Source organism: Nostoc sp. (assembly GCF_036919555.1).
GTDB lineage: Bacteria > Cyanobacteriota > Cyanobacteriia > Cyanobacteriales > Nostocaceae > Nostoc.
In genome coordinates, this window is sequence record NZ_JBALCS010000018.1 from 22726 (window position 1) to 48001 (window position 25276).

General features: G+C 43.3%; 27 protein-coding genes. 8 read left to right on the forward strand and 19 right to left on the reverse strand.

Features of this window, described 5'->3' with window-relative positions; genetic code table 11:
• Positions 1–6: 6 nt before the first annotated feature.
• Positions 7–1620: an iron uptake porin gene (locus tag V7K36_RS06545; RefSeq protein WP_335114199.1), complete on the forward strand. Its 1614-nt coding sequence runs from the start codon at positions 7–9 to the stop codon at positions 1618–1620.
• A 10-nt stretch (positions 1621–1630) separates the two neighbouring features.
• On the opposite strand, the gene V7K36_RS06550 is transcribed toward V7K36_RS06545, so the two are convergent.
• The 3 genes from V7K36_RS06550 to V7K36_RS06560 form a co-directional block, all read right to left on the reverse strand.
• Entirely contained in the window at positions 1631–1867 is a 237-nt protein-coding gene (locus tag V7K36_RS06550) for a 2Fe-2S iron-sulfur cluster-binding protein (protein WP_334823399.1), read from the reverse strand.
• A gap of 125 nt (positions 1868–1992) precedes the next feature.
• Positions 1993–3477: a cobyric acid synthase CobQ gene (cobQ, locus tag V7K36_RS06555; protein ID WP_335114201.1), complete on the reverse strand. Its 1485-nt coding sequence runs from the start codon at positions 3475–3477 to the stop codon at positions 1993–1995.
• Positions 3478–3792: 315 nt separating this feature from the next.
• On the reverse strand, positions 3793–4197 hold the full coding sequence (locus V7K36_RS06560; RefSeq protein WP_334823395.1) for an Npun_F0494 family protein: 405 nt from the start codon (positions 4195–4197) through the stop codon (positions 3793–3795).
• A gap of 194 nt (positions 4198–4391) precedes the next feature.
• Here V7K36_RS06560 and V7K36_RS06565 point away from each other — a divergent pair, with 194 nt between their 5' ends.
• A complete protein-coding gene (locus V7K36_RS06565; protein ID WP_335114203.1) occupies positions 4392–4829 on the forward strand; it encodes a peroxiredoxin in 438 nt (145 codons plus the stop codon).
• Positions 4830–4906: 77 nt separating this feature from the next.
• On the opposite strand, the gene V7K36_RS06570 is transcribed toward V7K36_RS06565, so the two are convergent.
• The 4 genes from V7K36_RS06570 to V7K36_RS06585 all read right to left on the reverse strand — a co-directional run bounded on the left by V7K36_RS06570 (position 4907) and on the right by V7K36_RS06585 (position 9251).
• Complete coding sequence (locus V7K36_RS06570; protein WP_335114205.1) at positions 4907–5326, reverse strand: hypothetical protein; 420 nt, start codon at positions 5324–5326, stop codon at positions 4907–4909.
• 33 nt (positions 5327–5359) lie between these two features.
• Positions 5360–6247, reverse strand: a complete 888-nt coding sequence (locus V7K36_RS06575; RefSeq protein ID WP_335114207.1) for an ABC transporter permease — start codon at positions 6245–6247, stop codon at positions 5360–5362.
• Between the two features lie 216 nt (positions 6248–6463).
• Positions 6464–7483 carry an ABC transporter ATP-binding protein gene (locus tag V7K36_RS06580; RefSeq protein WP_335114209.1) on the reverse strand — a complete coding sequence of 340 codons (1020 nt, stop codon included), beginning with the start codon at positions 7481–7483 and terminating at the stop codon, positions 6464–6466.
• A 298-nt stretch (positions 7484–7781) separates the two neighbouring features.
• A complete protein-coding gene (locus V7K36_RS06585; RefSeq protein WP_335114211.1) occupies positions 7782–9251 on the reverse strand; it encodes an aminotransferase class I/II-fold pyridoxal phosphate-dependent enzyme in 1470 nt (489 codons plus the stop codon).
• Positions 9252–9469: 218 nt separating this feature from the next.
• On the opposite strand from V7K36_RS06585, the gene truB reads away from it, so the two are divergent.
• The 3 genes from truB (at position 9470) to V7K36_RS06600 (ending at position 11816) form a co-directional block, all read left to right on the forward strand.
• On the forward strand, positions 9470–10354 hold the full coding sequence (gene truB / locus V7K36_RS06590; protein ID WP_335114213.1) for a tRNA pseudouridine(55) synthase TruB: 885 nt from the start codon (positions 9470–9472) through the stop codon (positions 10352–10354).
• A gap of 296 nt (positions 10355–10650) precedes the next feature.
• The gene (locus V7K36_RS06595) at positions 10651–10965 is read left to right on the forward strand and encodes a hypothetical protein (protein ID WP_335114215.1); all 315 of its coding nucleotides are present in this window, start codon (positions 10651–10653) and stop codon (positions 10963–10965) included.
• Positions 10965–11816, forward strand: a complete 852-nt coding sequence (locus V7K36_RS06600) for an alpha/beta fold hydrolase (RefSeq protein WP_335114217.1) — start codon at positions 10965–10967, stop codon at positions 11814–11816. The genes V7K36_RS06595 and V7K36_RS06600 overlap by 1 nt, the downstream gene beginning before the upstream one ends.
• A 106-nt stretch (positions 11817–11922) precedes the next feature.
• Here the strand turns inward: V7K36_RS06600 and V7K36_RS06605 are convergent, their stop codons facing one another.
• The 5 genes from V7K36_RS06605 to carA all read right to left on the reverse strand — a co-directional run bounded on the left by V7K36_RS06605 (position 11923) and on the right by carA (position 16369).
• Positions 11923–12225 (reverse strand): DUF1816 domain-containing protein, encoded by a 303-nt coding sequence (locus V7K36_RS06605; protein ID WP_335114219.1) that lies wholly within the window; start codon positions 12223–12225, stop codon positions 11923–11925.
• 87 nt (positions 12226–12312) lie between these two features.
• Entirely contained in the window at positions 12313–13440 is a 1128-nt protein-coding gene (rlmB, locus tag V7K36_RS06610) for a 23S rRNA (guanosine(2251)-2'-O)-methyltransferase RlmB (protein ID WP_335114221.1), read from the reverse strand.
• Between the two features lie 92 nt (positions 13441–13532).
• Positions 13533–14012: a Mini-ribonuclease 3 gene (locus V7K36_RS06615; protein ID WP_335114223.1), complete on the reverse strand. Its 480-nt coding sequence runs from the start codon at positions 14010–14012 to the stop codon at positions 13533–13535.
• A 711-nt stretch (positions 14013–14723) separates the two neighbouring features.
• Entirely contained in the window at positions 14724–15089 is a 366-nt protein-coding gene (locus V7K36_RS06620) for an STAS domain-containing protein (protein ID WP_300422105.1), read from the reverse strand.
• Positions 15090–15205: 116 nt separating this feature from the next.
• A complete protein-coding gene (gene carA / locus V7K36_RS06625) occupies positions 15206–16369 on the reverse strand; it encodes a glutamine-hydrolyzing carbamoyl-phosphate synthase small subunit (protein ID WP_335114225.1) in 1164 nt (387 codons plus the stop codon).
• Between the two features lie 248 nt (positions 16370–16617).
• Here carA and V7K36_RS06630 point away from each other — a divergent pair, with 248 nt between their 5' ends.
• Positions 16618–17667 (forward strand): retropepsin-like aspartic protease family protein, encoded by a 1050-nt coding sequence (locus V7K36_RS06630; protein WP_335114227.1) that lies wholly within the window; start codon positions 16618–16620, stop codon positions 17665–17667.
• Here the strand turns inward: V7K36_RS06630 and trpD are convergent.
• The 4 genes from trpD to V7K36_RS06650 all read right to left on the reverse strand — a co-directional run bounded on the left by trpD (position 17597) and on the right by V7K36_RS06650 (position 20787).
• Positions 17597–18667, reverse strand: a complete 1071-nt coding sequence (gene trpD, locus V7K36_RS06635; protein WP_335114229.1) for an anthranilate phosphoribosyltransferase — start codon at positions 18665–18667, stop codon at positions 17597–17599. The two genes, V7K36_RS06630 and trpD, sit on opposite strands and share 71 nt — an antisense overlap.
• 83 nt (positions 18668–18750) lie before the next feature.
• Positions 18751–19638, reverse strand: a complete 888-nt coding sequence (locus V7K36_RS06640; RefSeq protein WP_335114231.1) for a DNA adenine methylase — start codon at positions 19636–19638, stop codon at positions 18751–18753.
• A gap of 16 nt (positions 19639–19654) precedes the next feature.
• A complete protein-coding gene (locus V7K36_RS06645) occupies positions 19655–20080 on the reverse strand; it encodes a hypothetical protein (RefSeq protein ID WP_335114233.1) in 426 nt (141 codons plus the stop codon).
• 8 nt (positions 20081–20088) lie between these two features.
• Complete coding sequence (locus V7K36_RS06650; RefSeq protein ID WP_335114235.1) at positions 20089–20787, reverse strand: hypothetical protein; 699 nt, start codon at positions 20785–20787, stop codon at positions 20089–20091.
• Between the two features lie 630 nt (positions 20788–21417).
• Between V7K36_RS06650 and V7K36_RS06655 the strand changes: the two genes are divergently transcribed.
• Positions 21418–21597, forward strand: coding sequence for a high light inducible protein (locus V7K36_RS06655; RefSeq protein WP_334823363.1), 180 nt, complete (start codon positions 21418–21420; stop codon positions 21595–21597).
• Positions 21598–21696: 99 nt separating this feature from the next.
• On the opposite strand, the gene V7K36_RS06660 is transcribed toward V7K36_RS06655, so the two are convergent.
• From V7K36_RS06660 to V7K36_RS06670, 3 genes are all read right to left on the reverse strand, one after another.
• Entirely contained in the window at positions 21697–22791 is a 1095-nt protein-coding gene (locus V7K36_RS06660; RefSeq protein WP_335114237.1) for a hypothetical protein, read from the reverse strand.
• Positions 22792–23360: 569 nt separating this feature from the next.
• A complete protein-coding gene (locus V7K36_RS06665; RefSeq protein WP_335114239.1) occupies positions 23361–23768 on the reverse strand; it encodes an anthrone oxygenase family protein in 408 nt (135 codons plus the stop codon).
• A complete protein-coding gene (locus tag V7K36_RS06670; RefSeq protein ID WP_335114240.1) occupies positions 23740–24105 on the reverse strand; it encodes an anthrone oxygenase family protein in 366 nt (121 codons plus the stop codon). The genes V7K36_RS06665 and V7K36_RS06670 overlap by 29 nt, the downstream gene beginning before the upstream one ends.
• Before the next feature lie 178 nt (positions 24106–24283).
• Between V7K36_RS06670 and V7K36_RS06675 the strand changes: the two genes are divergently transcribed.
• Entirely contained in the window at positions 24284–25246 is a 963-nt protein-coding gene (locus V7K36_RS06675) for an alpha/beta fold hydrolase (RefSeq protein ID WP_335114241.1), read from the forward strand.
• Positions 25247–25276 lie beyond the last annotated feature (30 nt).

A 25276-nucleotide genomic window follows, 5' to 3' on the forward strand; every position in this document is an offset into this window, starting at 1 on the left:
AAATCAATGCTAAAAATTATTTTTCATAGCTTTTTTCTCCTATTTTTTGCAGTTCCAGCAGTTTGGGCAGCATCTCCAGAAAATGATTCTAATCCAGCAGATGCTAATAGGAATTTGCAGGGACAAGTCAATTCTGTTTCCCAGTTTTCTGATATCAAACCTAGCGATTGGGCATTTCAGGCACTGCAATCGCTAGTGGAACGTTATGGCTGTATTGCAGGTTATCCTGACGCAACCTATCGCGGTAACCGTGCTTTGAGTCGTTATGAGTTTGCAGCTGGTTTAAATGCCTGCTTAGACCGGGTGAATGAATTAATTGCTGCGGGTACCAATGATTTAGTCAAGAAAGAAGATTTGGCAGTTCTGCAAAAATTGCAAACAGAGTTTACCGCAGAATTAACAACTCTGCGTGGGCGGGTGGATACGCTGGAGGCACATACAGCAACGCTGGAGGGGCAGCAATTTTCTACTACTACCAGGCTGAATGCTCAAATTATTACCGCCATTAGTGATACTTTTGGTAATAGGGTAGGTGGCGAACGCGATGAATCACATATCTACTTTGCAAACCGGGGTCGTCTCAACTTTGAGAGCAGTTTCACAGGCAAAGATTTGTTGCGAGTCCGGCTAGAATTTGGTAACTTTACGAATTCTAATGGTACAAGCCAAATTGCCGCAGCCACAGGCACAGGGATGACCCGCCTGAACTTCGATTATGACAGCAACGATACACTTTTTGTTCCCCACATCCGTTACTACTTCCCAGTCAGTGATTCTCTTAACTTCGTTGTTGGTCCCACAGGCATTGGTTATACCGACATTTCCACCACCGTCACTCCCCCCACAATCGCTGATGATGGCAATGGGGTTCTCTCACTTTTTGGGTCATATAGTCCCTTATTCCGGCGAGGTGGCGGCGGTGCAGCTGCTAACTGGAACATTAGCAAAGACTTGATTCTCACCTTGGGCTATTTAGCAAGCAGTCCCAATGTCCCATCGGCTAGTAACGGCTTGTTTGATGGCGGCTACAACGCCCTAGCGCACTTAGCCTATTATGGTAAGCAAGGAGCTATTGGTGTGGCCTACTCTCATGGCTATAGCCCTGCTGGAGTAGTCGATATCGCTGCTGGGACGGGTAGTGCCCTGTCAAACGCTCCCTTTGGCAACAACATTGCTACTTCCAACGATATTGTCGGCGCACAGGGATTCTATCGCTTCTCCCCGAATTTCCAAATCCACGCTTGGGGTGGATATATCTGGGCAAATGCTAAGAACTCTGGTTTGAGTGATATTTCCAATGGCAGGGGTGGAACAGATTCTCTATTTGTGAACAGTGGTGACAATGCCAATGTCTGGTTTGGGGCGATTGGGATGTCGTTTCCCGATGTGGGGGGTAGGGGTAACTTGCCGGGAATTCTCTTTGGTATACCGCCGCGTGTCTCTAACAGTGATGTCCGTCAAGACCGAGACAACGCTTACCATATCGAAGCATTCTACCGCTACCGACTAAATGATAACATCTCAGTGACTCCTGGTTTTTGGGTGATTCTCAACCCGGAAAACGACAGCAGAAATGATACACAGTATGTGGGCGTAATTCGCACAACCTTTGATTTTTAAAAAGGCCACATTACCAAGTTGGGTCACTAAACAAATTAATCGTCAATTCTTGGCGTGGCGGTACTGCTGTGATACAAGCGCGGACGATCTCTCCATCCTCTAATTCGACAGTGCAAGCGTGACAAGACCCCATGAGACAACCTGTGGGAATAAATACCCCAGCCCGATCTGCTACATCTAAGAGGGCTTCTCCCACTTCGGCATCTACTGTGACATCATCTGGTAAAAAGCGGACACGAACAATCATCAATGTTACGCATTCAATTTAGTCTTGTCATTTGTCCAAAGTCCAATTGTAAATGACTAATGACCAAAGACCAAAGACAAATGACAGTTTGAACGAAAAAATGTGCGCTTTTTATGTATTTTAGCTTAAGACAAAAACAGACTTAAGTCTAAATGGCTTTCAACTTCAGTGGCTAGGGAGTCCAAAATCTGCTCTCGCTGTTCCCGGTAGTTAGCAACACCTGTGGGCAAAGATTTTAAACCCCGTTGTTGACGGAGGCGATTTAACCAAGCCCGTCGCCAAGGGCCATTGTCAAAAAGCCCGTGCAGGTAACTTCCCCAGACTGATTGACAACTATCCACTAACCCTAAATTAATATCGTCAAATAGAGCATGGTAGGATTCGGGATCTATACCTTGCTGTTCGATGCGCGATCGCCCTTGGTGGATTTCAAAGCCATTGACTGGCAAGCCTTGTTGCGGATAATTTGAGGTAACTTGGCGCTGGCGGGCAATTTTTTGTCCTGTAATTACAGTTCTGATTGGTAAAAGATTTAACCCCTGAAATCTACCAGCTTGTCCTTCTATCCCTTCAGGATCGGCGATGATTTGACCGAGCATTTGATAGCCGCCGCAAATACCTAAAACCGTGCCACCGGAGGCAGCATAGTGTTGGATAGCTTCTGCCATACCGCTTTTTTGCAGCAGTAGCAAATCCGCAATTGTGGTCTTTGTACCAGGGAGAATCACGGCATCAGGATGTCCCAAATCTTGCTTAGGGCTGAGATATTTCACTGAAACTGTACTTTCTGATTCCAGTGGGTCAAAGTCGGTGAAGTTGGCAATTCTGGGTAAGCGGATAACGGCAATGTTGAGATCAGTTTGGGGTTTATTAGACGACGATTGACGTTCTAGCAGGTCAAGAGAGTCTTCTGCTGGAAAGACTTCTTGTAAGTAAGGTATAACACCGATGACGGGGATACCTGTACGTTCTTCTAACCATTTTATTCCCGGATCTAGGAGCGATCGCTGTCCTCGAAATTTGTTAATTACTACACCCTTAATTAAGGCGCGTTCATCTGGTTCTAATAACTCTAAGGTTCCAACGACATGGGCAAAAGCACCACCCCGATCAATATCAACCACTAACATCGTTGGCGCATTCAAATATTTTGCCACTCGCATATTAGTTAAGTCGCGGTGTTTGAGGTTAATTTCTGCTGGACTACCGGCACCTTCACAAACCACCATGTCAAATTCTGTTGCTAAATGCTGTAGGGATTCTTCAATTGTCCGCCACCCCAGGTCAAAATATTGCTCGTAGTAATCTGAGGCACTCACTTTTCCTACAGACCTACCTTTGATAATTACTTGGGAAGTCATATCCCCTTGGGGTTTGAGTAAAATTGGGTTCATTTCTACCCAAGGCACGACTCCCGCCGCCCAAGCTTGCACTGCTTGGGCATAGCCAATTTCTCCACCACTGGCAGTGACATAAGCATTTAAAGCCATGTTTTGACCTTTAAAGGGAGCCACTCGCCAGCCACGCCGCGACAAAATGCGACAAATAGCTGTAGTTAAAAATGATTTCCCTGCATGGGATGTTGTCCCCACCACCATAATTGATTTCATAGTCGCTATTAGTTCGTTTTTCCAGATACAGGCTGAATTTTTAGGAGCAAACAACAGGGGAACAGGCCGAGATGGGGGAGCAGAGAGAGATCAGGGAGCAGAGGGAGATGGGGGAACACAGGGAGAAGAACTAATACATCATGCCCAATGCCCAATGCCCAATGCCCAATGCCCAATACCCAATACTCCATGCCCAATGCCCAACATCACAAATTTCAGTCAAATGGTTATGGTAAAGACTTCATGAAAAGATGTGATGTTTCCGTATATATTGTTCCCTTTTATTGCCTAATCCTAACTCTTTGGTTTTTTATTCTAAAAAGGTATCCGTAACCAACGAATCACAGCATCGGATAAACGATCGCCCCATGAAGGAGTCCGCCAATTTTTTCCCTGATATTGCTCCACTAATTGTCGTCCCAAGGGAGTGAGGCGAAAACTATCTGTAATTCCCTGCCCATCGACTTCTCGCCGCAATACACCCACTTGGATCAGCCAGCCCAAGGAGTTGTCACACGTTAATTCTGATAAAGGGCGTTTAGTATAGCCTTGCTTGAGTCCATTTTCCAGAGCGATCGCACTCAATGACACACTCTGATGTCCCATGACTTCAAATAAAGATAGATTAAAGGGTGAACAGACTAGCGATCGCTCGGCTCTTGCTACTGTGCTTTGAGGATAGACAAAAATATTTGGGTTTTGGGAATCAACAGCAGCCATTGTGTATGGGGATAAATTTTTCTTCTGATAAAGATTTATTTAAGGATATATTTTTTCTTGTACCAGCTACCTGATTTAACTAAAAATAGTTACGTTAAGTATAGTTATGCTATTTTTCAGTAATTATATTTAATCAATATAAATTCATGTAAAATTTCAAGTGCATCAACAATCTGAAATAGGAAAGGTTAATTATGTCTCTAGCAGTTGGTACGAATGCACCTGCATTTACCGCCAAAGATACAAAGGGTAATACAGTGTCGTTATCTGATTTTGCCGGGAAGACGCTCGTTTTGTATTTTTACCCCAAAGATGACACGCCAGGATGTACCAAACAAGCCTGTAGTTTTCGGGATGCCCAGTCTCAATATCAAGGTAAAGATATTGTCATCTTGGGAGTCAGTGCAGATGATGAAGTCTCTCATCAGGCATTCACCCAAAAATATAATTTGAATTTTCCCCTACTGGCTGACAGCGACAAATCTCTCATCAAAGCTTTTGATGTGGATGGCGGCGGTTATGCCAAGCGTGTTACCTACGTAATTGACCCCAACGGCAAAATTATCCATGTTGACAGTGCTGTAAATACTACCACCCATGCTAGCGATGTTTTAGCTTCACTTGGGCTGTAGTTTTTTACCTGATAACTAAAGATTTTTTAAATAGTTTGAACCCCAAACCCTAGAGGTTTGGGGTTCTTTGTTTGAATTCAGTTACCTGATGGTAATGTAACTGATGGTGGTGTAATTGATCGTGGTGTACGTGGTGTAAGTGATGGTAGTGTAACCCCTGACGAACCAGGAGTTTCTTGTTGCTGACCTGGAATTAGTTTTTGTTGCCTTGCTTTAAAAGCTGCTGCTGCTGAGTCTAGTTCTTGGTTCTGTTGGTCAGAATTCCAGTTGAGAGTTCCGAAATTCGCCCGATGAATCAGGTCAAACATGTTGAAATTGTCTGAGTTTGAACGGGAGAACGGATCGGTATTTTGGTCTGTTGTACTCGTACTCGGAAAAGCATCTGATGGGCTGCTGACTTGAGCCGAACTGGGTTGAGCCATCAGCAAGGAAGCAAAGCTAATTCCTGCTACGGTAGCTACAAAGAGTCTAGTAATTTGTAAAAATGGTTTTTTCATGGTATTTTGACCCTAAAATTGCTCTATTTTATCTTAAACAAGACTTCGACGCAGTTGGGGTTGAATACTCAGTAAGGCGACAAGGGCAAAGCCAAACAACACCAGCAACGCTCCCCCAAAAGTAACATTACCCCAAGGAGCCTGCATCACTACACTACCTAATCCCCAACTATTGTGGAGATAGAGATAGCGAATTGGTTCGATCGCATAGCTGAGAGGATTCAGGGTAGCCACAACCTGCAACCACTGAGGCATGAAGGATAGAGGTGCCAAAGCAGTACTAGCAAACAATAACGGCAGGTTAGTGACAAAAATCACTGCAATCAATTCAATGTGTCCGGGTAAGGTAAAAGCTAAACCGAGGGAGATGGCTGTTACACCCAAAGCTAAGAGAAAGACAATTAGAGCGATCGCACCCAAGCCTGCTGCATCTGGTAGTCCAGCGCCCAAGAAAGCCGCCGCCGCTACAATCACTGCTGCTTGCAGCAAACTTTGGCTGATGATGAAGATTGCTGAAGCAAAAACAATGGAAAACCGCGATGCTAAGGGTGCTACTAGCAAACGATTCAAAAAGCCGAACTCGCGGTCAAACATTACGGGTAAACCAGCATTCAGTGCCCCAGCAAAGGCTGTAAACACAATTATACCGGCAGCCAAAAATTGCCCGTAATTTGTCGTATTGCCAAATATACCTTTGGGAGCATTTTGGAACAAAGCACCAAATAGCACTAACCACATCACTGGTTGAATAATTCCGGCAATCAAAGATGACGGACGGCGTTGCAACTGAATAAACAAGCGACGAGTTAAAGCCAACGTCTCTTGTACCAATTCACCGAAAAAGTTAGGTGCGGCATTAGCGTCAATTTGTGGTAATAGTGCTGGCTGCCAATTTAGATCAGATTTAGGAGTAACACTCATAGCAATTTGGGATTAATTGGGGATTGGGCATTGGGGATTGGGCATTGGGCATTGGGCAAAACAGTTCCGAGTTCCTCTTTTCCGAGTTCCGAGTAAAGAAGTGAGATTCCCCACTCAGCACTCAGCACTCAAAACTCAGCGCTGATGAGGGGCATTGGGCATTGGGCATTGTAATTATTTTCATTCGCCATGCCCCATGCCCCATTCGCCATGCCCCTATCTCATATTCTGCTTTTTCTCAGCCTTGGGATCGCGGATGGCAACAGCTGCGAGTTCTGCATCCATCAGTGTGCGTCCTGTAGCGGCGAGATAAACGTCATCCAGGCTGGGGCGAGATTGGGCGATGCCAAAAATGGGCAAGCCAGCAGCATTCAGCGCTTGCTGTATGTTAATCAGAACATCATTCTGAGGTGTCACCACCAAGTTGAGGGAATTACCTTGAGCGCTGTTGACGATCGCTTCTTGCACAAATGGCAAAGGTTGCAACAGGTTTTTAGCTTTTTCAGCTTCCTCAATTGGGGAAAACTCCCGAATTCGCAAGGTGATGCGATCGCCCCCGACTTGATCTTTTAATTGTGAAGGTGTCCCAGAGGCAATTACCACGCCCCGATCTATAATTGCCACGCGATCGGCTAAAGCGTCAATCTCTTCTAAGTAATGGCTGGTAATTACTACCGTCGTCCCAGAGGCGCGTAATTTCCTCAGGAATTCCCATACCACAAAACGGGTTTCTATGTCAAGTCCTACAGTTGGTTCATCCAACACCAAAACATCTGGCGAATGGAGTAACCCAGCAGCCAAGTCTAGGCGCTTGCGTAAACCGCCAGAGTAGGTTCCTGTCTTTTTGTTAGCGTATTCTTGCAAACCGAGTAAATCTAATACCGTCTCAATGCGCTGTTTGGCGATCGCGCCTGGGAGGTGATAAAGTGCTGCTTGTAATTGCAGAAGTTCTTTTCCAGTCAGCACCTTATCTATAGCGACTTCCTGAGCTACATAGCCTAGTCGTTGTCTTGCCAGTCTGGGATTATCTAACACAGAGATGCCAGATACTTCGATTTTGCCAGCATCCGGTGTGGTAAGTGTACATAAAGCACGCAAGGTAGTAGTTTTACCAGCACCGTTGGGACCAAGTAAACCAAAGATTTCTCCTGATTCTACCTGAAAAGAAACATCCTGGACGGCAACCACTGTACCGTAACGTTTTTGCAGATTCTGAATTAAAACGGCGGGAGCCATAACAGATGATCCCCAACTATACAAATCTCAATAAAGTCTATCTTTATTGTAGAAGGTAGGAAGTAAGGAAAGAGCGCATGAGCGAAAATCTGTAAACAAGTTCGCGTCATGCGCGATGCTGCCAAAAATTTATTGATTACAAGAACCCTACCCCCAACCCCCTCCCCGCTCTTCGAGAGGGGGCTATTATCTACCTAATATGATTAGGAAAAGCTATATCAATTATTCTGGGCTGTGTTTAAAAAACAAGAATAATTCAGGAGACGCGATTAATCACGTCTGTACAGGAGTTAAAGCGTTATTTCAAAACTTTCAAAGTTTTGAGGCTTGTGTCATTGCAACCACTGATAAATCCTCCCATCGCCTGAATTTGTTGCAGATAGTTAAGCACAGGTTTGGTGATGACTTCTCCCGGCATTAACACGGGAATTCCAGGGGGATAGGGACAGACTATTTCGGCACAGATGCGATCGCTTGTTTGTGCTACAGGCAATGTTTCACTAACAGCAAAAAAGGCTTCACGGGGGGAAAAATCTAAAGGATGACTCACTTTACTTACAACATCTTGCCAGATATTGTTGTTAAGAGTCAAGTTGGTTCGGCGATATTCTTTGGCAAGGGTGGTAAAACCTTGGACTAATTGCTCAATATCGGCTGGGGTGTTGCCCAAACTAATGATCAAGGTGAGATGTTGCAGTGAGGCGAATTCAGCAGTGACAGCAAATTTCTGATCTAGAATTTCATCTACTGCAAATCCGGTTAAGCCTAAACCAGAAACTGTGACAGTTAGCCGCGTTTTATCTAAAGCCACAAAGCTGGGAGATTCCCCCAACCGAGGCATTTGGAAAACTGATAATCCCGGAATTTCGCCGATTCTGGTTCTAGCTTCCTCAGCAAGTTGCAAAGTGCGAGACATCAGCATTTTTCCGTGGAGTGCCATTTGCTGACGCGCTGCATCTAAAGAAGCTAAAAGTAAATAACTAGGACTGGTAGACTGTACAAGTTGCAAAGCTTTACTGATGCGATCGCCATCTATCCTATTACCTTGGATATGCAGCATCGATGCTTGTGTGATCGCACCGAGTACTTTGTGGATGGATTGTACAGTTAAATCGGCACCTGCGGCTAAAGCTGGAGTGGGTAATTTTGGATGAAATGCAAAGTGTGCGCCGTGTGCTTCATCTACGAGTAGAGGGATATTATATTGATGGCTAATGTTGGCGATCGCATTCAAATTTCCACAAACGCCGTAATATGTGGGGTAAACTGTCAACACGGCTTTAGCGTCGGGATGCTGTTGGAGTGCAGATTCTACAGCATTAGGCGTGATGCTGTGGGCAATATCTAAAACTGGATCATATTCAGGATTAAGAAAAATGGGTATTGCACCGGAGAGAATTAAACCAGCGATCGCAGAAGAATGCACATTCCGAGGCAAAATGATTTTATCACCCGTACCACAGGTAGCGAGAATTGCTGCTTCAACACCACAGGTTGAACCATTGACAAGGAACCATGTTTGCGAAGCGCCAAAAGCCTCAGCCGCCAGTTGTTGTGCTTCTTGAATAACGCCTTGGGGTGCAAAGAGATTATCTAAATCTGCCAATTCGGTTAAATCAGCGCGAAAGACAGCTTTGCCAAATAAATCAGTCAAGGGTTGAGAAATTCCCTCACCTTGTTTATGTCCTGGTGTGTAAAAAGGCGCATGGGGTCTTGCTGCATTGGCTTTTAAGGCATCTAATAGAGGTGTTTGGTTTTGATTGAGCATTAAATGAGTATTTAATAGAATTTAGAAGCTGTAACTATTGATCAAAAAAAGGGAACTCTTAATTGGGAACAGGGAACAGTATTTCCTGTTACCGCCAGGAGTTAGAAACCCCGACAACCATCAAGTAGCAAGTTTTGGTTCGGGTCTAAATCCCCTTTCCATTACACCCTGTTCCCCGTTTCCTGTTCCCCGTTCCCTATTCCCTCTTTATTTAATTTGTGTTATTTCAAGGTTTTCTCAACTTAAACAAACCATTCGGCTGGACTTCCCACGACTGCATAGCACGGGTGCGAAAACTGTTGCGCCTCAAACGTGTCGGACACGCGGGAACCTTAGATCCCGCAGCTACTGGGGTGTTACCAATCGCACTTGGTAAAGCCACAAGATTATTGCAATATCTCCCAGAAAACAAAGCTTACAAGGCTACCATTCGGCTGGGTGTGCGTACTACAACCGATGATTTGCAAGGCGAAATCATTACTTCTCAACCTTGTGCTGGATTGAGTTTAGCAGTAGTGAAAACTGCACTGGCACAATTTGAAGGCAAGATTGAGCAAATACCACCGAGTTACAGTGCAATCCAAGTGGATGGTAAACGTCTCTACGACTTAGCACGCCAAGGGAAAACGGTGGAAGTTCCAGTGCGAACAGTGGAAATTTTTCAGATAGATATTTTGGGCTGGAGAGAAGGAGATTTCCCGGAATTGGATGTGGCGATCGCCTGTGGTTCTGGTACATATATTAGAGCGATCGCTCGTGACTTAGGTGCAATCTTAGAAACTGGTGGCACTCTTGCGGCTTTGAACCGCACCAAAAGCAGTGGTTTCGATTTAACAGATAGTCTTACCTTGACAGACTTAGAAACTAAACTGCAAGCCGAGACATTTCAACCTTTTGTATCTGATGCAGCCTTGAAACATCTGTCATCTGTGACTTTACCAGCAACATCTGCTCAAAAATGGTGTCAAGGTCAGCGAATTTCTCTAACTTTCGATGTTTCTGAAATAGTGCGAGTTTATGATCAAGAGACTCGCTTTTTAGGTATTGGGCAATTACAAGATGAAGTGTTGATTCCCCAAATGGTTTATGAACCAATTTCGTGAAGTACTCCAACCTGCAACGCTTACGGTTGGAGCTTCCAACATCATTGAACTCAGGGACGGTCTTATTCGTCTTCAGAGCGGTCATTGAGCTTGTCGAAATGTTGATTATTGCTCAGAGGTGCAATCGTTGCCACCCGCTATTCATCCTCACCCTACTAAGAGTTGAGGGTGGGGACTTTCGCGATACGTTAAAACCCTCAAAGCAGAATTAGCTAGTAGTTCTATTGGCTTTACTCGCAAAGAATCTTTCGCTGCTAGCTGTATGACACAATTAGAGGATAAGATGACGAACTACTATGACAGAAAGGTTAGACCGGATTGAAGCAATCTTAGAGCGGACAGCACAAAGGGCTGAAGCGAATACGGTAGCTATTGAAGCGAACGCAGCAGCTATAGAAGCTGATAGAGTTGCGAGCGCCCAACTACACTCAACCGTAAATTCCTTGGTGCAGATAGTTGAGATACATCAGCTAAACCATGAAGCAACTGGGCGTAACTTTGAAAGGATTGTAACCGAACTCAGAGAAATTAGAACTGAAATTAGAGGGTTGAGAACTGAAACTCAACGGATTTTAGAACATTTGTTCGGCAGACAGGAGAACGACGAGTAATGAGCGATCGCCATAATCATACTACTGCTGCACGTCTCAATGTCTACATCCAAGGTCAAGGATTCCCTATTCTGGGCTTACACGGTCATCCTGGTTCTGGTCGTAGTCTTTCTGTCTTTACCAATCATTTATCAAAACGTTATCAAACTTTTGCCCCTGATTTACGTGGATACGGCAAAAGTCGCTGCAATAGCAATTTTGATATGAATGACCATTTGACTGATTTAGAAGCGCTGCTAGACCGGTTTGAGATTCAAAAGTGCCTAGTATTGGGATGGTCACTTGGGGGCATTCTGGCAATGGAGTTAGCATTACGCTTGCCAGAGCGCGTTACTGGGCTGATTTTGGTAGCGACAGCCGCAAAACCTCGTGGCAGTCATCCGACCATCACTTGGCAAGATAATTTATATACTGGCGTTGCTGCCCTACTAAACTATATAAAACCGGGTTGGCAATGGAATATTGAAACTTTTGGCAAGCGATCGCTTTTCCGTTACCTAATCCAACAACACACATCCACCACTTACAACTACATCGCAACCGTTGCAGTACCAGCTTATTTGCAAACCTCTCCTGCTGCTACTCACGCCCTCTATAGTGCAATTCAATCGGGATACAACCGACTTCCAGATTTGCAACAAATACAATGTCCTAGTTTAGTACTTGCTGGTGAACAAGACCGCCACATCACATCTGATTCCAGCTTAGAAACTGCTCGACATCTCCAAAATTATCAGTGGGAGTGCTATCCCAACACCGCCCATCTTTTCCCGTGGGAAGTTCCCCAGCTGGTGCTGAATGATATTGATCATTGGCTGGAAGAACATCCGCAGGTAATCAGTAGTCAATAGTTCAAGGGTTTTTGACTCTTGAGCAAATAATTCGTAATTAGAACTCGAAACTACGAATTACAAATTACGAATTACAAATTACGAATTATGTTGACTCTGGCCTAATTTAAATTTGACCGCCAAAGATAGGCTGTACTTTGCGGTCAAATCTTTCCCCCAAGTCTTCAGCGATTGTTAAGGTATTGGGTTTGCAGCGCTTGATATGCACAGCAATTCCCGTAGCTCCTTCAATCTCCAAATCTTCTATATATCCAATGCTTGACAATTTAGCATCAGAAGAACTCAGAAATGGACCGAAGTAGTACGTGCATCGGGGATTCTGCGTTACAATCTCTGCCCACCAAGCCAAGCCAATATAGTCGAATGTGTTAATCAACACTTCTTTCAGGTTATGCCAAATAGTTTTCATGGTTTTTGCTGATTTATAAACATCCTACAGGGTGTTAAACGATATTGTGGTTTATTATCTTTACATTTCTTTATACTCTAGTTAGTGCTATTTTTTCAACGAAATTTTTTGTAATTTATCTAAGTGCAGCGTATTTAGCGATCGCTGGCGATAAATTTCATAAAGCGCCATACCTGCTGCTACAGAAGCATTCAGGCTGGGAGTCTTACCCTGTAGAGGAATCGATACTAAGAAATCACAGGAGCGTTGAGTCAACATACCCAGACCTTCACCTTCTGAGCCGATTACCAAAACGATTGGGCCAGTGAAATTGATTGTATGTACGGGTTCGCTCCCACTTGCAGCAGCGCCGTAAATCCAAAAGCCAGCTTCTTTCAATTCTTCTAAGGAGCGGCTGAGGTTGACAACTCTCGCTACAGCAAAATTTTCTAGAGCACCTGCTGCCACTTTCATGACAGTGGAAGTGATCCCAGATGCTCTTCTTTGGGGAATCACCAATCCTTGAGCGCCGATTGCTTCGGCGGTGCGAATAATTGCTCCCAAGTTGTGGGGATCAGTAATTCCATCAGCCACGACAATTACGGCATCGGTTACAGATTTGGACTGCTCAATTAGATCCGCTAATTCGATGTAGCCGTAGGGAGCAATTTGTGCTGCCACACCTTGATGATTAGCCCCGTTGGTGAGATAGTCTAAGCGCTTGGGTTCAACCTCGTCAATAACTGTGCCATTTTCCTTCGCTTGTAGGAGAAAATGGTGAAAGCTGGGATCGTAGCGCAGACGGGTAGTAATCCAGAGACGGTTGAGATTGCGCTGATTTTGCAACGCACTCAATACTGGATGACGACCGTAGATGAGATCGCTATCTTCTTCTATCGGTTGTGTAGATGTAGACGGCTGGGATAAGTTGCTATATCGTTGTCGGGAGTTGCCAGAAATAGAGTTGCTATCGACTTTCCGGGGATTGCGAGTTGGATTAGCAACAGAAATCGGATTGCTATCTATTTTCCGGGGATTACGAGTCGGATTAGCAACAGAAGTCGGATTGCTATCTATTTTCCGGGGATTGCGAGTTGGATTAGCAACAGAAATCGGATTGCTATCTATTTTCCGGGGATTGCGAGTCGGATTAACAATACGTTTACCCTGAATTTTTACGGGTTGCCCACGATTGGGTTCGCTAGAAGTCTTGACTTTTCTCGGTTTATTCTGCATTTGAGTTATGGATATAGCGTATGGTTGATTATCCCGATTACCTCAATTTATTGAGCCTAATCTACTGTTGTGGCCATTGTGAAATTGAGTTCTCACTCTTTTTCTATATGAAGTATTCGCAACAATTCGGTTAGACGCTGGTAATCGGTGAGATATAAGTAGCCAATTAAGGTTTCTAGACTAGTTGCCTGTTGATAAATTTCGGGATTAAGTCGCTTAGGGCGTCCTGTCGCGGCGTTTCTACCCCGTCGGACAATTTCTAATTCGGTGTCCCTGAGATGAGGAATCAGCGATCGCAAATGTAGTGCTTGGGTTTCCGCTCTTACCTGCTCCACTACCAGACGATGGTAAATTCCTGAGCGCTGCAATGGCAGCAGATAGAAGATTCTAACATATAACTCATAAATTGCATCCCCCAAAAATGCTAAAGCAGCAGGAGAAATTTGTTGCACTTGTGAGAGGGAAATCTGTTGGAATGGCGCTGTGGTTGCCAAGAGTGCTTGAGTCCAAGATAAGCTCTGTTTGGGAGTTTCATCTTGTCCATCTAATAGCTCTTCCTCCTCTGACTTCACAAATAAATCATTCCTTGACGGGCTAAATTTGGCAGGCATTCTTCGCAAAGACTGATTTTTCTGAAGTATGCCATGATAGTATACTTAGCGTAATCAATACTACCAGAATTACTTCCTAATTTCATCTTTTTGATTGAGAGTTGGCATTTTAGATCACCCTGATGTCAATGCCTATAAACCAAATTTCGCCTGCTTATTGTGTTCTGTGCCTAAGATGGTGTAAAATTTTGACATCAAACTCACCCTGATACTTGATCCCATTGCCATGCTTACTTAGTAAGCGACGATTTTTAACTATACAGTATTAAGTCAAGTTAAACTATAGATAAATCTGCTGGCTTTGTATTTCTGACAACTTTTTCAGACTTGGTTGTTTCTGCAAATATTCTAGCCAATAATTACATACCCCAGAACTGGGTATCTATATCTTGGTTATTGCTCAACTTTAAACATAATAGCTCAACTAGCTTTGTGCCTCTCGCACAAGGGGAGAAAGTCCCCAATACCCTTGTGGTATTCCTAACGTGGCAATGGCGGATGAGACGGGAAACTCTAAAAACGAATCAGACTGTTCTTGATTCTAAAAGATTGGAATTTCTAAGATATTAGAAGCTCCAACCTCAGCGAAGCAGGTTGGAGTACTTCACAAATTAAGCTATCCGATGTTGAATTTGGATAGCTGAATTTGTCTCTCAGATCAAGCAATCAAGACTACTTGACGTTTTCTAGAGCGTCTTCAACTGATTTTTGCAGGGAGAGAAACTTCTCTAGGCGAACAAGCTTGACAGTTTGAGTGACCCGGGCATTTGTGACAATTTGCAAAGTACCCTCAGCAGTTTGAGCCTGCTTGGCTAGCTGCACCAAAGCACCCAAGCCAGAGCTATCAACAAAGTCGATTTGTGAGAGATCCAAAATAATGTGCTTAGGTCCTTCGACAATCTTGCTGCCAAGTGTCTTGCGAAATGTCGGCTCAGAAAAGGCATCTAACAAACCTGTGAGGCGGAATAGCTGACAGTTATCCCGGACTTCACGAGTGCCCCTCAGGCTAACGGTTAGATTCAGTGGCTCAGCAATAATTCCCTCCTCATGAGTTAAAGTGAACGCTCAAGTATAGATGGTTTTTGAGCAAGTTGTCTACAATCTGCTGGAATAAGGGGATTGGGCATTGGAAAACTTTTGCCTATTCCTTATTTTTAACTCACCTTTGCCACGGATTGACGTGCTGTTCGCATGGCTTGAACAAATTGCTCAAACAAGTAATCAGCATCGTGGGGGCCAGGACTGGCTTCTGGGTGATACTGTACTGAGAATATAGGTAGAGATTTGTGACGTATCCCGGCAATGGTGCGATCGTTTAAGTTGAGGTGGCTGATTTCCACAACTGCCGTAGGTAAAGAATCTGGGTTAATAGCAAAACTATGGTTTTGGCTAGTAATTTCTACCCGTTGTTGTGAGCCAGCAGGCTGATTCAAACCACGATGACCAAATTTGAGTTTATAGGTTTCTGCTCCTAGTGCATGACCTAAAATTTGGTGTCCCATACAAATACCAAAGATGGGTTTTTGGCTTAATAGCAGCGCTTTGGCAGTTGCAATCCCTTCATTGACGGCAGCAGGGTCGCCAGGCCCATTAGAAAGAAACACACCATCTGGATTGTAGTTGAGAATTTCTTCTGGTGACGTATCAGCAGGCACAACAATCACCCGACAACCGTAACTTGTGAGGCGACGCAAAATATTACGTTTTACGCCAAAGTCAAGGGCTACAACGGTAAAGGGTTCGCCAAGATTTTCCGCAGCCTCAGAGTTGAATGCCCAAGCTGCAATTGTCGGATCTGACCATTCATAAGCCGTTGGGGTCGTGACTTCACGAACCAGATTCAATCCCGCCATGTTGGGAGCCGCCTGTACCTGCTCAAGCAATTCCGCCTCATCAAGAATATCTGTGGAAATGCCACCGTTCATGGCTCCGAAGATCCGAATTTTGCGGGTGAGGGCGCGGGTATCGATGCCGTAGATCCCTGGTACTTGGTTTTGTTTAAGATAATCAGGCAAGGATTGTGTCGATCGCCAGTTACTTGGTCGTTGACAAATATTACGAGCGATCGCACCTTGCACTTGGGGTCGAGATGATTCCTCATCTTCAGGATTGACACCAGTATTACCCAATTCAGGATAAGTAAAAATAACTATCTGACCGGAGTAACTAGGGTCAGTCAGGACTTCTTGATAGCCCGTCATCCCAGTGTTGAATACTACTTCTCCGATCGCGGTTCCTGTAGCACCGAAAGACCAACCGCGATAAGTGGTTCCATCTGCCAGGACAAATAAAGCTGGTATTGCGTCAGTCAGGGGCATAGTAAATTGGGGATTGTGGGGCCCCCTCTGGGGATAAGGGGTAATGGGCATTGGGGATTGGGCATGGGACATTGGGAAAACTCTTTCCTATTCTCTATTTTCTATGCCTTATTCCCTAATACTGCAATTGTTAATTATCCCATAAGTTAAGCAATTGGAAATTTTGAGGATAGTTAATTAAAATTAAAAGGGAATTAAATAAAGTAGCGGGAATGGATTTGGCAAAGCTTGGGCAGTTAGAATTAATTATGCTTCAGTCTTTTTTATCCCGTGCAACCCTAATTTTTCTATCAAGCGCTTTAGTAGTTTTGTGTGTTGCCTGTAGTGAAGACAAACGGAACACTGCGACTGGTAGCAATGAGCAACCCACGCCAATTGGGGATCTGGCATCAGTACAGCCTACTGTCAAACCAGTAACACCAGCAGCTATCCCAGAAGCGCAGCCTCTAGAGCCGTCTGAAAGTGAACCAAGTCTTTTTGAGATGGGGCGAGACAAAGCTGTTGGCGCTTGGAGTATCAGCCAATCTGCTCAATCTCCAGATGATTGGAATTTGGTGGTAAGTCAGTATCAGGATGCGATCGCGCTGATGCGAAAAGTGCGACGACAAAGCCTAGAATTTGCAATCGCTCAAACCAAGATTGCTGAATATCGGCGGCAAATCAAATATGCCCAACAGCAAGCGAATCCTCGCCCTGTGCGCGTTGCTGAACGTCAGAGAATAGTAGTTGTTGTTCCTCAGGCAGCAACCACACCAAAGTTTACCTTACGTTCATTACCTCCTGTAGCAACAAAACGGTTATCACCAGAGCCAGGTTTGCCCTCATCAGCAGTACTGATTCCCGATGAAGCAGTATTTACAGCCCCGATTAAAAGGCGGATTGGTGGCACGCCAATTGTCGAAGTCACCTTCAATGGTCAGCAACAATTTGAGATGATTGTGGATACAGGAGCCAGTGGCACTGTAATCACCCAACAGATGGCCGATGCTTTGGGAATCGTGCCAGTCGGGAAAGCGAAGGCAAACACTGCTAGTTCTAGAGCTGTAGAATTTCCTGTGGGCTATGTTAATTCGATGGCAGTTGGCGGGGTAATAGTGAATAAAGTAGCAGTAGCGATCGCCGGTGCGGAACTTGAAACTGGACTTTTAGGACATGACTTTTTTGGCAATTACGATGTCACCATCAAACGTAATGTGGTAGAATTCCGTCCGCAATTGCGATCGCAAATCAATTCCCCAGAAACTCAACTAACTGCTCCAACTTTGTCCAAGCCGCCCCACTTTGTAGGATATCCTTAGCGATTTTAATCCCTTGGGCGTGATCCAGGAATGCGATCGCACCCCCTACTTGCAGCGCCAACGACGCATTTAACGCTACCGCTTCCTGTTGTGCCTGAGTTCCCTTACCTTGCAGTACCGCCTTGAGAATCACCGCATTTTCTTGGACATCCCCACCCCGAAGCATACCTATGGAAGCAGGCGTTAAATCCAAATCTAGGGGATTAATCGTAGTTACCTGGACTTCTCCATCTGATAAAACCGCCAAATCAGTTACATCTCCTAACCCAGCCTCATCAAGTTTTTCTCGCCCGTGCAGCACAATCGCCTTTTCCTTGCCCAAATTCTGTAAAGCTTCGGCAACAGTTACCAAAAGTTTGGGAGTAAATAAGCCTACCACTTGCCCAGTTGGACGCAAGGGATTTACTAATGGACCAAGCAAATTAAAAATTGTTCGCACTTTCAAAGTCCGCCGTAATGAGGCAACTGCCTTGAGTGCTGGATGCCAACCAGGGGCAAATAAGAAAGTGATCCCCACCTCTTGTAGTGCAGCTTGCACCTTTTCACTAGAGGCACTCAAGTTTACACCCAAGGTTTCCAAGACATCGGCACTTCCCGTGAGACTTGACGCTGAACGATTGCCGTGTTTGGCGACGCGTACACCATAGGCTGCGGCGACAAATGCAACTGCTGTAGAAATATTAAAGGTTGATGACCCATCTCCACCAGTGCCACAGGTATCTATTACAGTGCTGAGTAGTGGTGAGTGATCAGTGCTGAGTGGCGAAGATTGGGATTGTAATACTTCAGACATGCCAGTCAACTCGTCGGCAGAAATGCCTCTAAAGTTCAGCGCTGTTAAAATAGCCCCCGATAACTCTGGGGGAACCGCTTCACTGAGCCATCCTTGCATCAATTCAGCAGCTTGAGTACGGGACAAGGATTGCTCATCTATTAATTGTTGCAGCAGGATAGACCAGCTAACAGAGGATTCTTGAGCAGGGATTGGGGAAGTTGTCATAGCTAAGGTTTGTAGTATTGTAGGGTGTAGTTACCTTAAAGGGCATGGGAGCTATGCTACCGGAAAATTAGGAGTCATCAAAGTTAGCTTGAAAGATCAAGGCTTAACTGCAAAGCTGGATTCACAAGGTTCTGATTTTGGGCTTTTTTCTCCAAATAAAGTTTAACTTCGTAGTTTGTAATGAATAACTCTTTTCCTTTAGCTGCACCACTCTGCTTATAATTATTCATTCCATACTGTAATTCCCACTCGCAAATATTAGCCCATTGAAAATTTTCTCTAATTTGCGGTGAGTTGTCGTAGGTAATTAGCCAGTGATGATGACATTGTTGTAAAAGTTCAGCAAATCTCTGATCTTCAAAAGAGGTGTGCAAGTCACCCCTTTTACCATATAGCTTTGATTTTTTAGCATTAAAATATGGCGGATCTAAAAATAAAAATACATCTTCTGCTTCTGATTTTAATAGGTGGCTGTAATCTAAATTAGTAATTTGGACATTTTCTGACAAAATATCTTCTAACTTTTCGAGTCGTTCTATTGAAGAATCAGTAAATCTTTTATGAAAAGCTTCTTGGGAAAAGCCACCTGATTCTACAGTTCCTGAAAAAGTAATTCTATTCAGGACAAAAAAGCGAACGGCTCTTTCTAAATCAGATAAATTACTGACATCTACAGTAGTCAATTCTGCAAAGAGTAATTTGCCATCTGTATATTTGACTTTTATATGTCGAACTGCTTTAACTAACTGAGCTAGATCAGATTGGGCAAACTTCCAAAATAAGAAGAGTTCACGGTTTAAATCGTTAATCCAAATCTTTAAATCAGGAAAGTTTTGTCTTAAATAAATGAATACAGAACCACCACCGACAAAAGGCTCTCGAAATTCAGAAAAGCTCTCTGGCAAGTATTCAACTATTTGATTTATTGCTTTCGACTTACCACCAGGATATCGTAGAGGACTTTTAATCATAACCAAAATATAACGTTTAAAAATTACTGGATACTTCTATTTTAAGTCTCTGATTATTTTGAGCTTCTAAAGCCAATTTTTTTATAATTGCTCTTTGATCTGTATTAAAAGTTTTAATATTAGCTTCTAAAAAATATTCTAGTTCTTCTAGTGATGCATCTGGAAAAATAATAGAACCAACAACCCTGTTACCTGTCAGTTTAAGTTTAGTAACAAATAATATTTGCTGCCCGTTCAATATTAAAGAATCTAAATTAGAAAATAGAATTAGCTTAAATAAACCATCTTGAATATCAGGAAGCTTTGGCAAAGATGCTGTTGAAGTATTTTTTGACTCTTGTATAATATACATATTGTTCTCGAATATTATCTCATCAGGAGTCAAATAGTAAATTCCGCCAAGATAGTTTTCAATACTAAAAGTTGCTTTTAATCCATCCACTAAATATTCTAATGAGAAGTCAGCGCTTCTCTCTTGCTAGCACTCTGAGAACCTTTAAGAGAAATATTCTTAAATTCCTTAAACTCTTCTCTGATTTTATGTAAATATTTATCTAATCCTTCTCGTGAGTGAATTATTACTCCAGTTTTATGAAAAATAAAATCATAATAATCTAGAGCTTTTTCAAAAGTTTGTGTAAATCTTTCTTCAAATAGATTCTTGTTCCAATGGAGTGCGCTTTGGCGATATGCTAATATTTCATTGATTTGAAATTTAACAAAATCATTAGCAAATTTCTGATTACTCAACTTATCCTTATTAACTTGCCCCTTTTTGGTGCTTTTTTTTGCTGTTTCGTAATAAGCAAGTACTATATAGATATTAAGCAAGTTCATCCAAGAAATTGTAGAGTATTGAATTTTATCTATATCACCATCTTTTCTCTCATCTTTAATCACCGGGATAATAGTTATAACTTTCGAGGAATTATATGTATTGTAAATTCTGGCAAATGGATAACTTCTAGTTCTCTTAGGAGATACCCATTTTGAATAAGCAATTTCAGTTGTAGGTGACTTTATTAATCCATAACTCCTTTCTTTGTTGACATCAAATACATCTAAACTAATCCTATTTAAATTCGCACCCAAGTAAGTTTTATAGGTCACTCCTTTGATAAATCCTGTAAAATGGAGAACTCCTGCCATATGTTCAAACTTTTCTTAATATTTGTCTTTGCCAGAGTTTAGCTCAACTTTGGTTATTAAAGCATAGAAATGCGAATTCTTCATGGCGTGAGTGGAATTTTAGTTATCGCGGAGAAATAATCTTATTCACAACAATCTTTCCGTGCGAATTATTGAGGTGATTGTGCTATAGGATTTATATTTTATTTTTTAAATACACGTAGGGAAGCCAGTGCCTTGCTTTGGTTCCCAAAGTTGTAGTAACTGGCGTTGCGTTAGCAAAGCGTAATGCACCACCGGAAGGTTTTGGTGTGTTACTGTCCTAACACACCCTACCGTAACCATCAAGTGCATATTTAAGTAACGGAAGCATTATATATATTTTGATAATTAGATATTGCCATTTTTATCTATCTAAAAGTTTAGAAAAATGAGACTATAGGCATTTTTAACATCCTTTCCAGAAAATTGGTGAAAAAAATAAGTTAAGCGATCGCCAGCATATTAACCTAAAATTACGTGTACTTAATATATGCTAGCTAACTAAGTTTCATTTTTGAGCCATTGAAATGTTGCATTTTTGTAAAAATCTGTTACATTACTTTACATGCAGTCATAACTGTTAGAACATAAAAGCTCGGAGTATTATTTATGGCAAACGTTAAGAAGACTACGGCTTCGGTTTCAGAAGATCCTAATGCTTTGCGCTGGGGCTTTACTCCTCAGAGCGAAAACTGGAACGGTCGTTTTGCAATGATTGGTTTTTTATCTGCCGTTGCACTTGAAGTGTTTTCTGGTCAAGGGATTTTACACTTCTGGGGCATCCTCTAGATTTAAAGGTTTTTACCTTGATTAGATTATCAGGCAAGGCGGAGATTTGCAAAATCATCTGCCTTGCCTCGTAATCTCAAGAATTAGAAAACTCGCCAGCTACTTACGTGATGAGCGAAAAATTACACGACCTGGAGATTCTTCCTGATTAATTCGCGCATATACCCGAAGACAAGTTAAGACTTCGCCAGGAATACCACCACAGTCTAGTTGTAAGTCATCCTTAGATAAAGCACAGATATCCGCATAAAGTCCCGATAATTGGCGAATTCGCACTTCATTGCCTGCATTAATCGCTTGATTAGTGACTTTCTTCAGGATGCGTCGTGATTCATGTTGCAGCTTTCCCCACCAAGAATAGCGTTCAGCCGGTGGTACGAATACTAAAGAGTGTATTGCTTCGTCCATGTCAATCCAGGCACAGAGAATTGACAGAGGATCAGCGTTTTCCTCAGCTTTTTGGGTGCGTTGGAAGCGATCGCTTAAAGCATCAATGTATTGGTTTCGCTGTTCTGGTTTGGAGTCTAAAGAGATAACATCAAAGCTAAAAACACTTTTTAAAGCATGATGTAAATCCGGCTCTATTTCAATAAAGTTCATATATAAATATAGAAAACCTGCTGGTAAATCAGATGCATTATCTTGGATAATTTGAGAATTTAAAAGTACTTGTTGAGATAAGCTCAATCCTTGAGTTTGAATAGTACCACTCAGACCGGGGTAGATAATTTCATCGCGGATAAAGGGAAGTTGAAAGAGATTAGAATTATCTGCGATCGCACCAACTTCTTGAGCCAGATCCAAGGTGTGCTGTCGCCAAGATGCAGCTAAATCCTCTGGTATCCGCAGCAGTTTGCGTTGAATCTCATTCCACAAATCAGAATCTGTTTGGCTTTGCAGTTGGGAATTACCCAGATAATAACTAAGTTCTAAGTCAGAATCGAAAGCTTCCCGGAGGCGACTTAATTTTAAATCATCTGGCGCATCTTCCCAACCAGTATTTTGCTGTGGGGGTGCAGGTTGCAACAGGCTATGAAGTTCTTGCAGCAGATCATCGCATACCTTCGCTCCTGCATCTAGTGGAAATTCTGTGCGAGCCTGATTTAAAGTAGCCTCTAGTCCATACAGGCTCAACCGCAGTAAGTGGGCTAACTCCGAGTTTTTTATTTCTAATAGCTGATGCAAGTGCTGCATGAATATTGCCTCCAAATATTATCTGTATATATAGCGTTTCTCAGTTGGGTGAAATACAAGAACCCCACCCCCAACCCCCTCCCCGCAAGCGATGAGGGGGCTATGATGCACCTCATTTGATTAGGAAAAGCTATAATTATTTTTCTAAAAACCTCACGCCAAGGTTTTCTGAGTACAGCATTTGATCAATTCGTAGCGAATTAAATGAGGTGCCGTTCTTTAAGGAAAACGAAATCGGTTGTACCTTACTAGTTGAGGAAAATATATTAAAAATAATTACATACGTGTTTAGTATAGTAATCCTTAAAGTTTCTAAATATGGTATTGAACCACTTGGATTTAAATTGACAGCATAAGTGAAATACTAGAATTTACCAGATAGATAAAGAGGCGATCGCTAAAATGACCAACGCACAGCGACTAGACCATGTAGAAGATGAACTTGAAACTGTTAAGAATTTTAGACTACCTGCTATGACAACAAGGGAACAGCCAGTGATAAACCCGCTTCTGACTTTTTTCTTTCTGCCTTGGAGATCATGAAGACAAGCGATCGCATAACATTACGATTACGCCCCTCGATCACAGAGCGCGATGGTGAGCGATGCTGCTGCTGCTAGCGATGCTGCTGCCCGAATGTGGTTCCAGATTGTCCAGTTGGCAAGGTAGCTAGACCATAAGCTGGCACCTATGCTGCTGTCCGGCTCAACTCTCGCCAGCGCTTCGTTAAGCGGCACATTGAAAACGATTGTCACGCGGAAGGTGCCAACGAGGTAGAGCAAGCTGCCGAGGAGCAAGTAGGCGGCACCAGGTTGATGCCACCTTAATACCGAAGAGATAGTCAAAGAAGAGGAAAAGGGGCAGGGGGCTCTTAGCAAGGGGGAGAACCCCATAAATAAATTTAGTTGCTCTGAAAACGGACGCATTATTTCTCGTGGCACTTGACGCTCAAAATAAATATTTTTGCTTTTGGGCATAAATAAATTTAGTTGCTCTGAAACCCTTAATTGCTGGGGAATTCCAGAATCTTTCTCCCCCTGCCCCCTGCCCCCTGCTCCCCTGCTCCCTTGCCTCTTTGGTCAGAAGGATGCAAGCCGCAGCCGTTCCCAAGAACACAGCCATAAATAATGGATTGATCACCGTGATATTGATGGATTGCATGGCGGTAATACCCTGTGCTGGCTGGAGTCGGGCAAGGGCGTTCATTACGAAGGTCGAGAAGGCGAAGAAGACTCCGGCAATCAACCCGCAGCCCAGTGCCGAGAAAAGCTTCAATACAAAATAATGTTGTTGAGTGATCAGATATTGCAGCATCACTTTATCCTCCATTTCTCTAAAGGGCAGTGTGAGTCTGATTATTTATCGATAATCGCAGATTAGATTGCTCTACGCATTCAACCTTTGAAGATTATTGTCGTTCCCGGTTTGACTATAGTCATTGTCATGTAAATTATTTGATAGCTAGTGGGTATGTCGATAGGGAGTTTCAATTATGAAGAAGCGCAACTTTCGCACGATTGAGACGAATGGGGTTCGTCTGAACACTGTTGTTGAGGGTCAGGGGCCTTTGGTTATCTTGCTTCATGGATGGCCTCAGTGCTGGTATCTATGGCGTCATCAGATCGATCCGCTTGTAGAAGCAGGTTTCCAAGTGGCCGTTCCCAACCAACGGGGATACGACGGTAGTGATGCTCCAGAGGAGATCGAGGCTTACGACATACTTAATTTAACGGGGGATGTTGTCGGCATCGCTGACGCTCTCGGTCAGGAAAGTTTCATTGTTGTGGGACATGATTGGGGGGCACCTGTAGCTTGGAATACAGCACTGCTATATGAGGAACGAGTTAATGCTGTTGTGGGAATGAGTGTTCCCTACTTCCGTTACCCGATTGGAGCATTAACAAAGCAAGAGAATTTTGGGGACAACTTCTGGTACATGGTCTACTTCCAAAAGCCCGGAATTGCCGAAGCGGAATTTGAAACAGATATCCGTCGTTCCATACGTATAATTCACTATAGTATTAGCGCTTCTGCTCCTGAAGGAATGCTCCTGAATCGGAAACCATCAACTTCTGGTTTTCTTGACGGACTGATCGATCCCCAGGAGCTACCAAAAGGCATGACACAAGAGGATCTAGACTATTATGTTGAACAGTACAAACAGAGCGGCTTCCGTGGCAACCTGAACTGGTATCGCAACATGGATCGCAATATGGAAATTACTCCCCAGTTGTCAGGTAAAAAGATATCGCAACCAGCATTATTTATTGCTGGTGAGAAAGATGTTGTATTGAAGTTTCCAGGAATGAATCTTAATGCAATGACGGAGTTGGTTCCCAACTTGAAAGGACAGGTTATCGTCCCTAGTGCTGGTCACTGGGTTCCCGCAGAGTATCCCCAAAAAGTCAACGAGGCTTTGCTTGGTTTTCTAAAAGACTTTGCCCCTCAACGGTAAGATCAGCGATTTTAGCTAAATCTTAAAATC

What these genes read in the sequence shown, in the direction of transcription:
- V7K36_RS06630 (WP_335114227.1), top strand. Translation starts at nt 16,618, where the DNA reads ATGCTTCAGTCTTTTTTATCCCGTGCAACCCTAATTTTTCTATCAAGC.
- V7K36_RS06655 (WP_334823363.1), top strand. Translation starts at nt 21,418, where the DNA reads ATGGCAAACGTTAAGAAGACTACGGCTTCGGTTTCAGAAGATCCTAAT.
- V7K36_RS06560 (WP_334823395.1), bottom strand. Translation starts at nt 4,197, where the DNA reads ATGGCTGCTGTTGATTCCCAAAACCCAAATATTTTTGTCTATCCTCAA.
- cobQ (WP_335114201.1), bottom strand. Translation starts at nt 3,477, where the DNA reads ATGAAATCAATTATGGTGGTGGGGACAACATCCCATGCAGGGAAATCA.
- V7K36_RS06565 (WP_335114203.1), top strand. Translation starts at nt 4,392, where the DNA reads ATGTCTCTAGCAGTTGGTACGAATGCACCTGCATTTACCGCCAAAGAT.
- V7K36_RS06675 (WP_335114241.1), top strand. Translation starts at nt 24,284, where the DNA reads ATGAAGAAGCGCAACTTTCGCACGATTGAGACGAATGGGGTTCGTCTG.
- carA (WP_335114225.1), bottom strand. Translation starts at nt 16,369, where the DNA reads ATGCCCCTGACTGACGCAATACCAGCTTTATTTGTCCTGGCAGATGGA.
- V7K36_RS06585 (WP_335114211.1), bottom strand. Translation starts at nt 9,251, where the DNA reads ATGCTCAATCAAAACCAAACACCTCTATTAGATGCCTTAAAAGCCAAT.
- V7K36_RS06600 (WP_335114217.1), top strand. Translation starts at nt 10,965, where the DNA reads ATGAGCGATCGCCATAATCATACTACTGCTGCACGTCTCAATGTCTAC.
- V7K36_RS06660 (WP_335114237.1), bottom strand. Translation starts at nt 22,791, where the DNA reads ATGCAGCACTTGCATCAGCTATTAGAAATAAAAAACTCGGAGTTAGCC.
- rlmB (WP_335114221.1), bottom strand. Translation starts at nt 13,440, where the DNA reads ATGCAGAATAAACCGAGAAAAGTCAAGACTTCTAGCGAACCCAATCGT.
- V7K36_RS06580 (WP_335114209.1), bottom strand. Translation starts at nt 7,483, where the DNA reads ATGGCTCCCGCCGTTTTAATTCAGAATCTGCAAAAACGTTACGGTACA.
- V7K36_RS06605 (WP_335114219.1), bottom strand. Translation starts at nt 12,225, where the DNA reads ATGAAAACTATTTGGCATAACCTGAAAGAAGTGTTGATTAACACATTC.
- V7K36_RS06670 (WP_335114240.1), bottom strand. Translation starts at nt 24,105, where the DNA reads ATGCTGCAATATCTGATCACTCAACAACATTATTTTGTATTGAAGCTT.
- V7K36_RS06545 (WP_335114199.1), top strand. Translation starts at nt 7, where the DNA reads ATGCTAAAAATTATTTTTCATAGCTTTTTTCTCCTATTTTTTGCAGTT.
- V7K36_RS06640 (WP_335114231.1), bottom strand. Translation starts at nt 19,638, where the DNA reads ATGATTAAAAGTCCTCTACGATATCCTGGTGGTAAGTCGAAAGCAATA.
- V7K36_RS06570 (WP_335114205.1), bottom strand. Translation starts at nt 5,326, where the DNA reads ATGAAAAAACCATTTTTACAAATTACTAGACTCTTTGTAGCTACCGTA.
- V7K36_RS06575 (WP_335114207.1), bottom strand. Translation starts at nt 6,247, where the DNA reads ATGAGTGTTACTCCTAAATCTGATCTAAATTGGCAGCCAGCACTATTA.
- trpD (WP_335114229.1), bottom strand. Translation starts at nt 18,667, where the DNA reads ATGACAACTTCCCCAATCCCTGCTCAAGAATCCTCTGTTAGCTGGTCT.
- V7K36_RS06665 (WP_335114239.1), bottom strand. Translation starts at nt 23,768, where the DNA reads ATGCCCAAAAGCAAAAATATTTATTTTGAGCGTCAAGTGCCACGAGAA.
- V7K36_RS06595 (WP_335114215.1), top strand. Translation starts at nt 10,651, where the DNA reads ATGACAGAAAGGTTAGACCGGATTGAAGCAATCTTAGAGCGGACAGCA.
- V7K36_RS06650 (WP_335114235.1), bottom strand. Translation starts at nt 20,787, where the DNA reads ATGGCAGGAGTTCTCCATTTTACAGGATTTATCAAAGGAGTGACCTAT.
- V7K36_RS06550 (WP_334823399.1), bottom strand. Translation starts at nt 1,867, where the DNA reads ATGATTGTTCGTGTCCGCTTTTTACCAGATGATGTCACAGTAGATGCC.